The 12,491-nt window shown below is 71.7% G+C and carries 10 protein-coding genes; 2 read left to right on the forward strand and 8 right to left on the reverse strand.

Annotated features, from left to right (window positions below; all coding sequences use genetic code 11):
- Positions 1-2 precede the first annotated feature (2 nt).
- From FB559_RS09540 to eccD, 8 genes are all read right to left on the reverse strand, one after another.
- On the reverse strand, positions 3-335 hold the full coding sequence (locus FB559_RS09540; protein WP_141955274.1) for a hypothetical protein: 333 nt from the start codon (positions 333-335) through the stop codon (positions 3-5).
- Positions 328-747, reverse strand: a complete 420-nt coding sequence (locus FB559_RS09545) for a YbaB/EbfC family nucleoid-associated protein (protein ID WP_141955275.1) — start codon at positions 745-747, stop codon at positions 328-330. The genes FB559_RS09540 and FB559_RS09545 overlap by 8 nt, the downstream gene beginning before the upstream one ends.
- 38 nt (positions 748-785) lie before the next feature.
- A complete protein-coding gene (locus FB559_RS09550) occupies positions 786-2,879 on the reverse strand; it encodes a hypothetical protein (RefSeq protein ID WP_141955276.1) in 2,094 nt (697 codons plus the stop codon).
- 50 nt (positions 2,880-2,929) lie between these two features.
- The gene (locus FB559_RS09555; RefSeq protein ID WP_141955277.1) at positions 2,930-3,319 is read right to left on the reverse strand and encodes a hypothetical protein; all 390 of its coding nucleotides are present in this window, start codon (positions 3,317-3,319) and stop codon (positions 2,930-2,932) included.
- A gap of 128 nt (positions 3,320-3,447) precedes the next feature.
- On the reverse strand, positions 3,448-3,738 hold the full coding sequence (locus tag FB559_RS09560; protein ID WP_141955278.1) for a hypothetical protein: 291 nt from the start codon (positions 3,736-3,738) through the stop codon (positions 3,448-3,450).
- A gap of 33 nt (positions 3,739-3,771) precedes the next feature.
- The gene (locus FB559_RS09565; RefSeq protein WP_141955279.1) at positions 3,772-4,089 is read right to left on the reverse strand and encodes a hypothetical protein; all 318 of its coding nucleotides are present in this window, start codon (positions 4,087-4,089) and stop codon (positions 3,772-3,774) included.
- A 52-nt stretch (positions 4,090-4,141) separates the two neighbouring features.
- The gene (gene eccB, locus FB559_RS09570; protein WP_141955280.1) at positions 4,142-5,563 is read right to left on the reverse strand and encodes a type VII secretion protein EccB; all 1,422 of its coding nucleotides are present in this window, start codon (positions 5,561-5,563) and stop codon (positions 4,142-4,144) included.
- A 33-nt stretch (positions 5,564-5,596) separates the two neighbouring features.
- Complete coding sequence (eccD, locus tag FB559_RS09575; RefSeq protein WP_221639933.1) at positions 5,597-7,006, reverse strand: type VII secretion integral membrane protein EccD; 1,410 nt, start codon at positions 7,004-7,006, stop codon at positions 5,597-5,599.
- Between the two features lie 134 nt (positions 7,007-7,140).
- On the opposite strand from eccD, the gene eccCa reads away from it, so the two are divergent.
- Both eccCa and FB559_RS09585 read left to right on the forward strand, forming a co-directional pair.
- Positions 7,141-11,136: a type VII secretion protein EccCa gene (eccCa, locus tag FB559_RS09580; RefSeq protein WP_221639934.1), complete on the forward strand. Its 3,996-nt coding sequence runs from the start codon at positions 7,141-7,143 to the stop codon at positions 11,134-11,136.
- Positions 11,133-12,359: a S8 family serine peptidase gene (locus FB559_RS09585; protein WP_141955282.1), complete on the forward strand. Its 1,227-nt coding sequence runs from the start codon at positions 11,133-11,135 to the stop codon at positions 12,357-12,359. The genes eccCa and FB559_RS09585 overlap by 4 nt, the downstream gene beginning before the upstream one ends.
- Positions 12,360-12,491: the final 132 nt, after the last annotated feature.

Below are 12,491 nucleotides of genomic sequence, written 5' to 3' on the forward strand. Positions count from 1 at the left end.
CGTCAGTGCCTGTGCCCGCCGTGAGACTCGTCGATCGTCGTGTCGTCGACGTTGCCGAAGAGGTCACCCAGATCGATGACCTTGCTGCCGTGTGCGTCCACGAGGTCCTTCAGATCCTTGAGGAACTGCAGGCTCGCGTCCGCGCCCGGGTAGTAGTTGGTCTCGAAGGACTTGCCGACGTCTCCGTTCCCGCCCAGCGTGTGGCCGTACTTGTCGGTGAGGTTGAAGAGGTCTCCGTAGATGCTCGCCGCGAGGGTGGCGAGGTGCTTGACGTCCACACCGCCGCGCTCGAGCGCGTCGATGTCGACGGAGAAGGTGTCGTCCTGCTCAGCCATCGCTGCCGGCTCCTTCCGTGTCGATCTCGGCCGTGGCCCGCGCCGTGCTGACCGCGGCGTCGAACATCGCCTCGATGTCGAAGTCACCGTCGGCCGGCATGCCGAGTCCGTCGGGCAGCAGGCCCGAGAGCGCGTTCGCCGCCGTACGGGCCGCGTCCTCCTGTGCCTCTCGTACGACGTCGACGATGCGTGTGGTCAGCTCCGCCGGAGCGAGCTTGCGGTAACGAGTGCCCTCGAGCTTGAGGTCGACGAGCCGGCCACGGCTGTCGACGGTCGCCGTGATCATCCGGTCCTTCGACATCGCGGACCCGGTGAGGCTCACCATGTGCTCGGTGGCTTCCTTGATCCGGGCCTGCTCGGCCCGCAGGTCGGCGATGGCGTGTTCCAGATCGAAACCCTGGGGATTCGACATCCCTTTCTCCTTGTCTGTGGACTGCCTGCTGTTCGTGGCTATGCCGTACCGGGAGCCTGCTCGCCGGCCTCCGCGGCCTCGCGCTCGGCCTGCTCGGCGGGGCGCGGGCGTCGTGGGGCGTCCGCTCGCCGCTGCCTGCGGGTCGGACCGGTCAGCGGGATCTCCTCGGCGTCGAACTCCTCCTCGTCCAAGCGGCCGACGACTCCGGAGCCGACGGCGACCCGGGTGCCCCAGATCTCCTCGTCCTCCGACAGCCAGGTCTGCCGCTCCCGCTCCTGCGGCTTCTCGCCGCCGGCTCCGCCGGCGCCACCGCCCATCATCGGCGGGAAGAACGGGACGCCGCCTTCTCCACCCGAGGACCCGCCCGAGGCCCCGGCCGCGCCGTTCATGCCGGGGCTTCCACCGGTGAACTGCCCGCCCAGACCGCTCAGTCCGCCCCCGGCCCCGGCTCCGAGCCCGGCACCGCCCGCCCCGAGGCCACCGAGACCGTTGAAGCCGTTTCCGGCACCGCCGAGACCGCCATTGGCCCCGCCGAACCCGCCGAGGCCGCCTGCTCCGGCACCCGCCCCGGCGCCCAGCGCGCCTCCCGGGTCGAAGTCCTTTCCAGGGTCGGAGCCGAAGCCGCCCGACCCGTCTCCGCCCGGGGGCAGGGCGGCCCTGGACTTGTCCGAGCCGGGCGGCAGCAAGGAGCCGCCCCCGCCGTCGCCGCTGCCGTCGGGTGGCGTGATGAGCCCGTCGCCCGGGCCGTTCTCGTCGAACGCGCCGTCCGCGCCGGGCCCGACGCCGTTTCCCGATCCCGAGCCATCTCCCCCGGCGCCGGTACCTCCGCCCGGAGGCACCAGCGCGGGTACGAATGCGCCGTCGGCCGGAGGACCGTCGCCGCCGCCCGGCGGGTTGAGCCCGCCATCGCCGCCACTGCCGTCGGCCGGCAGATTGAGGTCGCCGTCACCGCCGCCACTGCCGTCCGGCGGAGGGACGTTCCCGCCGCTGCCATCCGGCGGAGGAATGTCGCCGCCACCGCCGCCGTCCGGCGGCGGAGGAATATTGCCATCGCCGCCGCCGTCCGGCGGGGGAATGTTCCCGTCGCCGCTGCCATCCGGTGGTGGAGGGATGTTCCCGTCACCACTGCCGTCCGGTGGCCCGTTGCCGTCGTCGGTGGGGATGTGCGGCGGCGTCTCCGTCGGTGGCGCCGTGATCTCGATCAGCGAACTCGTCGCCAGGACGTACTTCGGGCTGAGTGACGCGATGGCGGTCTGTGCCGTTTCGTCGAGGATGGTCTTGAGCAGAGACAACAGGCCGTTGGTGAAGTCCTGACTGATCTTCGCCCATCCGTCGGCGGTGAGCAGGTTGCCCTTCGGATACTCCGCCAGGACCCTTCGGATGTAGGCCTTTCCGGCGTCAACGTCCGAGTTGAAGCTGTTGAGCACGTAACCGGGCTGGCCCAGCTGGATACCCACCTTGATGAGGTAGTTCATGATCGAACTCATCAGCCCGTCGATGCTGTTGGTGACCCAGTCGCGGATGTTCAGCGTGATCGCGGTGTTCCAGCGCCCCGACATCGTCGCGTTGAAGGCGGCGAGCTCGGTGGCGGCCTCGCCGACGACGTCCGCGATCGGCCTCCCGTGCCGGGAGTTGACCTGTTCGTAGGTGTCGGCCAGCCCGTCACCGTTCGCCTTGAGCCGCCACTGGATCAAAGACGCGGCCTTGCCGCGAAAACCTGAATCGTCGGAATCCAGCCGGTCGGCCCACGACGTCATGCCGTCCCCGACGGTCTGCGCCCACGTGCCGAACCCCCTGATCGCTCCCTCCAGGTCCTTGAGGGTCTGCGCGTTCATGCTGCCGCGCTTGCCCAGCGCGACGTCCGGCATCATCTCGTCGATCGTGTTGACCGCCGTGGTCCATGCGGCGACCGCTTCGTGGTTGATGTTGGCGCCGTAGAAGTACTCGCCCCAGGCGTGGTACGGGAGCTCGTCCTTCTCGCCGGGGCTGGGGTTGAAGGTGAACCAGTTCGCCTTGGCTGCCGCATGAAGGTCGACGCCCTCGCCGGTGAGCGCCTTGAGAACCTGCTCGAACGTCCACTCGCTCCAGTTATCGGTACTGGGGATGCTCACACCGCCGGAATCATCCGCCATGGCTCTTCCTCCTTCGGGCTCATGCGGTCAGCCGAAATCGAACAACGGCGTCAGGTCGGGGTGCCGCCGCCGACGTCTGGGTATTCCTGCGCGAACTTCGAGGCGTCGTACGTCGTCAGGTCGTCGGTGTCGTCGAAGACGTCCTCGGCGTTCTTGAGCGCCGTGAAGAAGGCCCGTACGTCCGTCTCGTAGCCGGTGAGGCGGGTGTGCACCGAGTTTCCGAACGTGGTCGCCTGCGTGACGAAGTCCTTCGCCACCGTCCAGTCCTGCGAACCGGGGTGGAACCTGGAGCCCAGCGTGGTGTCGAGTTTCAGGTCGGCCGACGGCCCCAGGTACGCCGGAGTCGTGTCGAGGACGTTGTCGACGTCCCGCAGATGGGCGATCAGTTGGTCATAGTGCGCCTTGTCGAATGACGTGATGTGGCCGTCGTTGTCAGCCATGGGTCTCCTCATTTCCAAGACAGGGGTCGGGCAGGGGAAGCTCCCGGGGCCGGTGGGCCGCCATCGGCCCCGGGAGGAGAATCACTCGGTCAGGTGGAATCGACGTCGGTCCATGCGCCGGCCGACGGTCAGGACATCACCCGGTAGCCCTGGTCGTCGCCGCCCTTGAACGTTTCGGCGACGTTGATCGAGGACTGGGTGTGCGCGTTGAGCTCGCTCTTCATCTCGGTGTAGGAGCGGTTCCAGGTGGACTGCTGCTCCTCCCAGAGCGGCGTCGCCTTGCCCTGGCTGGCCTGGCCGATGCGGGTGAGGGTCTGGTTGAGGTCGTCCATGATCGTGTCCATGCGCACGATCTGGTTGACCAGACCGGCGTTCACGTCGCTGTAGTTGCCGTGGTTGACGGTGAACTGGTCTGCCATCGAAGGGTTCTCCTTGGTCTCGGGACGGGCCTGTTACCTGGCCTGGCTGGTGGTGTCGAGGCCGGTGCTGCGGTTGACCTGCAGCAGCGCCGTGGCCTTCGAGTTGAGGTCGTTCAGGTTGTTCACGCAGGTGTTGAAGTCCGTCGTCCACGTGGTCAGGTGCGTGGACAGGATCTGCCCCGAGTCGGACCTGTTCGCGTCGACGAGGGAGTCGGTGTGGGCCTGCACCGTGCTGTTGACGGTGTTCATCTCGGTGACCGCGTTTGCGGTCTTCGTGATGATCTGCTGCAGATCCTGGTCGCTGAAGTGGTAGCTCGAAGGGTCGAAACTTCCGTACTGGCCTGCGGCCATGTGCCTCTCCTAGGTGAGTTCGAGAATTGCGCTTCGAGGGGGAGGTCTGCGGTCAGCCACCTCCCGAACCGAGCGTGCGGAGTACGGGTCCGGTCGGCAGCAGCGCCAGCAGGTCGGCCGGCACGGCGGTGGCCGTGGCGGTCGAGTAGCCGAGAGCGGTGGCCGCCGCGTCGTTCGCGACGGGGAACTTCGCCCCGTCCTCGGTCACGAGGTACAGCCCCTCGCCCGGCACGCCGGGCGCGGGAAGAGTGCGGGCGAGCAGACCCGCCTTGGGGGCGATCACGACCTGGTCGGCGATCCGGTTCCCGGCCGGGTCGGCGGCGGTGGCCGTCCCCGCCGCCGCGGTCGTGGCGGACACCGCGTTCGCCGCGGTGACGGGTACGGCGGGCACCGTCACCATCGAGGTGTCGATGCGGTTCGCGCCCGGCACCGAGCGGACGCAGGGCATCCGGCCGCCGGTGACGGCGTCAAGGGTCGGCGGCGCCGGCGGCAGCTGCGCCATCCAGCCGGGCGTCGGCAGGATCTGGGAGGCGGCGACCGCGGCGGGGCTGAGGTCGCGGGTGCCCACGGTCCCGCCGGGGTAGGCCGTGGCGGTCTTCGGGTCGCTGAGGGCGAGCGCGGCCGCGGTCTGCGTCATCGGCTGGAGCCCGCCGGTGGTCTGCAGGTAGAGGCGCTGGTCCGTGCCCGCGCCGCGTACGACGAAGACCTCGCCGACCGTCGCCGGATGCCCGTCCAGGTCCGGAGCGTTCTTACCGACCTCGGGGGTCGCGGGCGGTGGCAGGTCGGGCCCGGCAGGCAGCGTGTCGATCCACGCGTCCCGTACGCCGATCGCGGCACCGTCGGAGAACCCCAGCGCACGCGTCACCCACGGCGCGGTCACCCGCAGGCGCCGGCCGCCGGTCACCAGGTACGTCGTCCCGTCCGTGGTCCGTACGAGCACGGCCTGGTTCGGGGTCATCGGCTGTTCGGCCGGGTCGGCGCCGATCGCGAGGGTCAGCGCGGGCTTCGCGCCGGTCGAGGAGGCGCACGCGAGCCATGGAGCGCTCTCACGGCCGCCATGAGGAAGAGCGTCGGGCGCGCCGATGATGCCCACCGGCCCACCGCGCGGCACGTCCTGGAGCGACTTGGTCGCCACCGAGTCGACGGTCAGCTTCGAGCCGAGCAGCAGCCGCGCGGAGGCGTAGTTGAGCACCGGCCGCAACTGCCCGGCGGCCAGGACGTAGCGGGTGCCGGTCTGCTTGTCGAGGATCAGCGTTCCCGGCTTGCGCCACGCGGTCGCACCGCCCGGTGAGACGATGGCGAAGACCGCGAACCCCGCGACCGCGAGCGCGGCGATGAGCGCACCGATGATCAGACCGCTCCACGAGCGGCGCATGGGCGGGACCGCCATGTCCGGCTCGGCACGCATCAGCGCCGAGACCAGCCGGCCGACCATGAACCCGTGCGCGTGTACTTGATCACGCCGGTTGTGCACGACACACCTCCGATCCGACTCGTGTCATCTCGCTCACGCCCATCCCGCCCGCGCCCGCGCGTACAGCCCGACGACCGCCAGCACCAGCGGGATGACCGCGATCGCGGTGGTCGTGTGCATCAGGTCCGCGATCCGCCCCCAGTGCGGCAGGAGCCGCCGCCCCGGCAGGGTCCGCGCGACCGACAGCAGCAGCCCGGCCGTGAGCATCAGGCCGGCCACGACCACCGGCCGTACGGTCGCGGGCTGGTCCAGGGTCAGGTCGATCAGGACGGTCGCCAGCCCGGCCACTCCGGGCACGAACACCGCGAGCCGGGCCCGTACGCCGAGCAGATCGCGCCCGTGCAGGAGCAGCAGGAGCGACGCGACCGCCGCCAGGGTCCGCGCGGCGATGCCCTGAGTCGTGCCGATCACCATGAGGCAGCCGGCGGCGACCACACCCAGACCGACATAGAGCGATCCGATGTGCTCGTGCGCACGCGCGGTCCGCTCCAGCACCACCCGGCTGGGTTCAGGATCGATACCCTGCTGGAACTCATCCGGGCTGGTCGGCAACGGCGGGATCCGCAACCCCGCGAACCGCGAAGCGATCACCGGCACCGCCGCACCCAGCGCGAGCACACCCGCCAGCACGATCGCCGCCGCCCCCGCCACGTCCGCCACCCCGACCGTGACCAGCAGCCCACCCAGCCCCGTCAGGACCGCCGCGAACACCGCCGCGGTGAAACCCGCCAGTACCCCGCCCACCGCCGGCCGCGCCAGCACCGCCACCGTCGCCGCCCACGCACCCGCGGCCAGCAACCCCGGCGCGCTCACCAGGCTCCCCGGGGTCAGCGCCCGTGCCTGACCGGCCGGCAGCGCCAGGCCCGCGACCACCGTGAACCCGATCGACCCCGCCGCCAGCACGATCCCCGCCGCCCGGTCACCGAGCGCACGCGACGCCGCCGCCGCCCCCAGCAACAACACGACGCTCGCCATCGCCGCCACCAGCGTCGCCATGGCGCCCGTACCGCTCATCGGCGCGACCGCCACGCCCAGCCCCAGCGCCGCGGCGACCAGCGACAACACGAACCGCCGCGTCGTCTCCGGCCGCCATCGGTCCCCGCGCTCGGCCGTCCCGGTCGCCACCCCGTCCACCAGATCATCGAAATCGACCGGCGGCAGATGATCCGCACGCGGCCGCAGATGCAACACATCACCGTCGTACAGGCCCAGCGCCGCCGTACCCAGATCCTCATCCAGCGGCGGCTCACCCAGCCGCTGCAAAACCCACCCGTCATGCCCGGAACCGGCCGCGGCCAGCTCGGGACCCAGGTGCTCCAGGAACGTCGGGAGCAGGTCGGCGAGCGGCACGTGTGCCGGCACGGCCAGTTCGATGCGGGAGGCCGGGCCACAAATCGTCAGCCGGCACATCTCGCCGGAGCCCAGTGTCTGCGATGTCGCCATGCTGAGAGCACGGCTCCCGGTCGGCCGGGAGTTCATTCGCCGGAAACATGACCGTCTCGGAACCGTACGGACGTCGGGAGCCGTGGCTTATAGCAAAGGGGAACACCACGACGCCCCGGAGAGGACGCGTGCTCGTGAGTACGACGCTGTTCCGGCGGCCGCCACGGCAGTCACCGCCCGCGATGCCCAGCGGAGAGCTGTCCCTGCAGGAACCCCCGGTTCTGCCGGAGGCGCCCACCGGGAACATGGGCATGTTGCTGATGTACCTGCCGATGGCGATCGGCTCGAGCGTGACGATCCTGATCTTCGTCTCGCCGTCCAAGCCCGGCCTCGGCCTGATGGCCGCAGGGCTCATGGCACTGACCTCGATGACGATGGTGTTCGGCCAGGTCGGGCGCACCACCAGCGAACGCAAGCGGCGGATGCGCGGCGAACGGCGCGACTACCTCCGCTACCTGGCGCAGACCCGCAAGAAGGTACGGTCCGTCGCCAACGAGCAGCGCGAGTCGCTGGCGTGGCAGCACCCCGACCCGGCCGGGCTGTGGTCGGTGGCCATGAGCAGCCGGCTGTGGGAGCGGCGCCCGACCCACCCCGACTTCGCCGAGGTGCGCATCGGTACCGGCCCGCAGCGGCTGGCGATGACGATGAACCCGATGCAGACCAAGCCGGTCGAGGACCTCGAACCACTGTGCGCTCGCGCGCTGCGCCGGTTCATCCGCGCGTACACGACCGTGACCGACCTGCCGGCCGCGGTGTTCCTGCGCGGCTTCGCCCAGGTACGGCTGCGCGGCGACGAGGCCGCGGGCCGTGAGCTGATCCGCGCGATGCTGGCGCAGCTCGTCACCTTCCACTCCCCCGACGAGCTACAGGTCGCGGTCTGCGCCGCGCCCGAGCACGCCGCCGAGTGGGACTGGGTGAAGTGGCTGCCGCACAACCAGCACGGCACCCAGCAGGACGGCGCCGGCCAGGCGCGGCTGCACGCCGACGGCATCGACTCTCTCGACGCCCTGCTCGCCACCGAGATGGAGAGTCGCGGGCGGTTCGAGCCCGGGGCGACACCGACCCGGGACGAGCCGTACGTCGTCGTGATCGTGGACGGCGTGGACGTGCCGGCCGAGTCGCGGCTCGCCGGCACCGGCTACCGGAACTCCATCGTGCTGAACGTCTCCTCCGGGCTGCCGATGGCGCCGGGCCGCGGCACTCTGCGGCTGGAGGTCACCTCCGAGTCGATGGAGATGGTCCGCTTCGACCGCGGCGGCGAGGAGATCCGCACCTCGCTGGGCCTGCCGGACCGCCTCAGCGCGCCGAGGGCGACCGCACTGGCCCGGACGATCTCACCGTTCCGTCTCGGCGCGACGGCCGACATCGCGGAGCCGATGCTCACCGACTTCGACCTCGGCACGCTGCTGGGGATCGGCGACCTCGACACGCTCGAGCCCACCCGCGTGTGGCCGCGCGCCGACGGCCCGGACCGGCTGCGCGTGCCGATCGGCATCGCCGAGGACGGCAGCCGGGTCGAGCTCGACATCAAGGAGTCCGCGCAGGGCGGGATGGGGCCGCACGGCCTCCTGATCGGCGCCACCGGATCGGGCAAGAGCGAGCTGCTGCGCACGCTGGTCCTGGCGATGGCGCTCACCCACTCCTCCGAGGTGCTCAACTTCGTCCTGGTCGACTTCAAGGGCGGCGCGACCTTCCTCGGCCTGGACGAACTGCCGCACACATCGGCGGTCATCACGAACCTCGCCGACGAAGCGCCGCTGGTGCAGCGCATGCAGGACGCGCTGCAGGGCGAGATGATGCGCCGCCAGGAGCTGCTCCGGAGCGCGGGCAACTACAGCTCGCTACGCGAGTACGAGGCGGCACGCGTGAACGGCACCCTGCTCGACCCGCTCCCGACGTTGTTCGTCGTCGTGGACGAGTTCAGCGAGCTGCTCGCCTCCCACCCCGACTTCTCCGAACTGTTCGTCATGATCGGCCGCCTCGGCCGCTCACTCGGCGTCCACCTCCTGCTGGCGTCGCAGCGCATCGACGACGGGCGCATGCACAAACTGGAGAGCCACCTGTCCTACCGGATCGGACTGCGGACGTTCTCGGCGATGGAGAGCCGGTCGGTGATCGGCGTGCCGGACGCGTACCAGCTGCCCAACGCGCCCGGCAACGGCTACATGCGCTCGGACGTGGCGACGCTGATGCGGTTCAAGGCCGCGTACGTCTCGGGCCGGTACCGGCGGCGTACCGCCGAGCAGCGGCAGGAGGAGGTCCGCCGCCAGGTCGTACCGTTCAGCGCGTCACACGTGGCGGTGCCGGACCTCGCGCTCGCGCCGGAGCCGGAACCCGTCGCGCCGGCGCCGGCCGGGATGCCCGCGGCCGAGGAGAACGTCGAGACTTTGCTCCAGGTGGCGGTCGGCCGCCTGCGCGACGCCGGGCCGCCGGCCCACCAGGTGTGGCTCCCGCCACTCGCCGACCCGCCCACGCTGGACCAGGTGCTCCCCCCTCTCGTGCCCGACCCGGTCCTCGGCCTGACGCCGGCGACCTGGCCCGGACGCGGCGGGCTGGTCGTGCCGGTCGCGGTGGTCGACAAGCCTTATCTGCAGGTACGCGACCTGATGATGGTCGACCTGTCCGGCGTCGGCGGCCACGTCGGAATCGCCGGCGGCACCCAGTCCGGCAAGAGCACGCTCCTGCGCACGCTGATCACGGTGCTGACACTCACGCACACCCCGGCCGAGGTGCAGTTCTACTGCGTCGACCTCGGCGGCGGCACGCTGTCGACACTGGGCGAACTGCCGCACATCGGCGGCGTCGCCGGCCGGATGGACGCGGAGCGGATCAGCCGGACGGTCGCCGAGGTACAGGGCGTGCTGAGCCGGCGTGAACGCCTCTTCGCCGAAGAGGGCATCGAGAACATGGCCGCGTACCGGGCGCTGCGCCGCGCCGGCCGGTTCCCCGACGACCCGCACGGCGACGTCTTCCTCGTCATCGACGGCTGGGCCTCACTCCGCTCCGACTTCGAGGAGCACGACGGGCCGATCCGGCAGCTCGCCGCCCGCGGCCTGACGTACGGCGTGCACCTCATGCTCAGCTCGGGCCGCTGGTCCGACATTCCGAGCGCGCTGCGCGACCAGCTCGGCACGCGTCTGGAGCTGCGGCTCGGCGACTCGATCGACTCGGTGATCGACATGCGCGCGGCAGCACGGGTGCCGCGCGCCCCGGGCAGCGGGCTCACGATGGACAAGATGAACTTCCTGGCCGCCATCCCGCGCATCGACGGCCGCTCGCGCACCGATGACCTCGCGACCGCGACGCGCGCGATGGCCGAGAGCGTGGCCGACTGCTGGGACGGGCCGGTCGCGCCGCCCGTGCGCATGCTGCCCGCGGTGCTCCCGGCCGAACGCCTGCCCGAGCCGGCCGGCCGGATGCGCGTCGCGCTCGGCTGGGGCGAGTCGGACCTGGCACCGGTCTGGCACGACTTCGACTCCCAGCCGCACCTGACCGTGCTCGGTGACACCGAGAGCGGCAAGACCGGCGTGCTGCGCCTCATCGCCCAGGCGGTCGCTCGCACGTACCAGCCGGGCGAGGCCGAGGTCGTCCTCATCGACTCACGCCGCGCGCTGCTCGAGGTCGTGCCGGAGGAGTACCGTCTCGGCTTCGCGTTCTCCGCCAGCGCGGCGGCCGAGATCGTCGACGGGTTGGCGACGCGGCTGCGAGCGCGGATGCCCGGCGCCGACGTGACGCCGGCGCAGCTCGCCCGGCGCGACTGGTGGGCGGGCCCGGACGTGTACATCTTCGTGGACGACTACGACCTGCTGACCAGCCCGATGGGCGGACCGCTCAACGCGCTGATGGACCTGCTTCCGCAGGCCGCCGACATCGGGCTGCACGTCGTGCTGGCCCGGAGCGCGGCCGGCTCCGGACGGCTGTCGATGGACCCGGTCGTACGCCGGTTGCAGGAGTCGAACACGCCCGATCTGGCACTGTCCTGCCCGCCGAACGAGATGCCGCTGCTCAACGGGATGCGGCCGCGGCAGTTCCCGCCCGGTCGCGGGCTCGTGGTGACGCGCCGGAGCGCGACGCAGCTCCAGGTCGGCTGGCTGCCGCCGGCCGACACCCAGAACGGAAGCGGCCGATGAGCGCGCCGCGTCGGCTCGCGGCGGTCCTCGCGGGAACGGCGCTCACCGGCGCGCCGCTTCTCACGGGGGCACCGGTCTTGGCCGCGACAAAATGCGCCACACCGGCCAGGACGGTCATCCGCGACGTGCCGTGGGCACAGCGGGTCCTGGGCCCGGACCGGGCGTGGGCCCTCACCCGCGGTGGCGGCCTCGTCGTGGGCGTGGTCGACACGGGTGTGAGCGGGGCATCGCCGGCGCTGGCCGGGGCCGTGCTGCCCGGCCGCGACGTGAGCACGAACCGCGCCGCGGACACCGACTGCCGGGGGCACGGCACGTTCGTCGCCGGTCTCCTTGCCGCGCGGCCGATGGCGGGACACGGCCTGGTCGGGATCGCACCCGGTGTGCGCGTGCTGCCGATACGGGTCGCCGCCGACGAGCAGCAGGGCGTCGACCCCGGCAAGCTCGCGACGGGGATCCGGACCGCCGTGGACGGGGGTGCCCGAGTGATCGCGGTGGCGCTCGGCTCACCGACCGCGCCACCCGCCCTGCGCGCCGCGGTCACCTACGCGAACGCCCACGACGTGGTCGTCGTCGCCTCGACGGACACGACCGGGGCGGCCTCCTCCAGTGGACCGGCGTACCCGGCCGGTCTGCCCGGCGTGCTGGCGGTCGCGTCGATCCAGTCGGACGGGCGGCCGGTCTCGACCGCCGGGTCGGGGGGCCGGCCGGCGCTCGCCGCGCCGGGCGCCGGTCTACTGAGCGTCGCCCCCCAGGGGAACGGAAATGTCACCGCGTCCGCCAGCGGCGTGGCGGTCGCGTTCGTCGCCGGTGCGGCGGCGCTGGTGCGCGACTACCGGCCCACGCTCAAGGCCGACGAGGTACGGCACCGCCTGGAGGCCACGGCCGACCATCCGACGGGACCGCTCCCCGACCCACTGCTCGGCTACGGGATGGTCGACCCGGTCGCGGCCGTGACGACCGCGCTGCCGGAAGAGTCCGGCGAGGTCGCGCCGAAGCCGCAGGCCAGGCCGGTGCGGATCGTCCTGCCGGCGCCGGAGGACCACAGCGCCGAACACCTCGCGCTCATCACCTCGGCCGCGGTGACCGGCTGCGCGGCGCTCGGCGCCCTGGTCGTCGCGGCGCTCCGGCGCGGACGGCAGCGCGGCTGGCGGCCCGGTGGCACCGAGGACGCCGACCGACGCGGAGATATGGACTCGCCCTATTCAGGGATTGGATCCCGGTAGCGAAGCGCGGGGATCTTCTCCAATTTGAGCCGGGCCGGACTCCCCGCGATCGGCGGGGGGCCGGCCCCCTTCTCTTCCCGGCCGGGCGCGACGACGCCCGTACGGACGCCGGCGGCTTCCGCACGTCATGGC

It is taken from the genome of Actinoallomurus bryophytorum (assembly GCF_006716425.1).
Classification (GTDB): Bacteria; Actinomycetota; Actinomycetes; order Streptosporangiales; family Streptosporangiaceae; genus Actinoallomurus; species Actinoallomurus bryophytorum.

Bases quoted from the DNA above. Each gene is read 5' to 3' on its own strand.
- FB559_RS09585 (WP_141955282.1), top strand. From the start codon at position 11,133: ATGAGCGCGCCGCGTCGGCTCGCGGCGGTCCTCGCGGGAACGGCGCTC.
- FB559_RS09545 (WP_141955275.1), bottom strand. From the start codon at position 747: ATGTCGAATCCCCAGGGTTTCGATCTGGAACACGCCATCGCCGACCTG.
- FB559_RS09565 (WP_141955279.1), bottom strand. From the start codon at position 4,089: ATGGCCGCAGGCCAGTACGGAAGTTTCGACCCTTCGAGCTACCACTTC.
- FB559_RS09555 (WP_141955277.1), bottom strand. From the start codon at position 3,319: ATGGCTGACAACGACGGCCACATCACGTCATTCGACAAGGCGCACTAT.
- FB559_RS09560 (WP_141955278.1), bottom strand. From the start codon at position 3,738: ATGGCAGACCAGTTCACCGTCAACCACGGCAACTACAGCGACGTGAAC.
- FB559_RS09540 (WP_141955274.1), bottom strand. From the start codon at position 335: ATGGCTGAGCAGGACGACACCTTCTCCGTCGACATCGACGCGCTCGAG.
- FB559_RS09550 (WP_141955276.1), bottom strand. From the start codon at position 2,879: ATGGCGGATGATTCCGGCGGTGTGAGCATCCCCAGTACCGATAACTGG.
- eccD (WP_221639933.1), bottom strand. From the start codon at position 7,006: ATGGCGACATCGCAGACACTGGGCTCCGGCGAGATGTGCCGGCTGACG.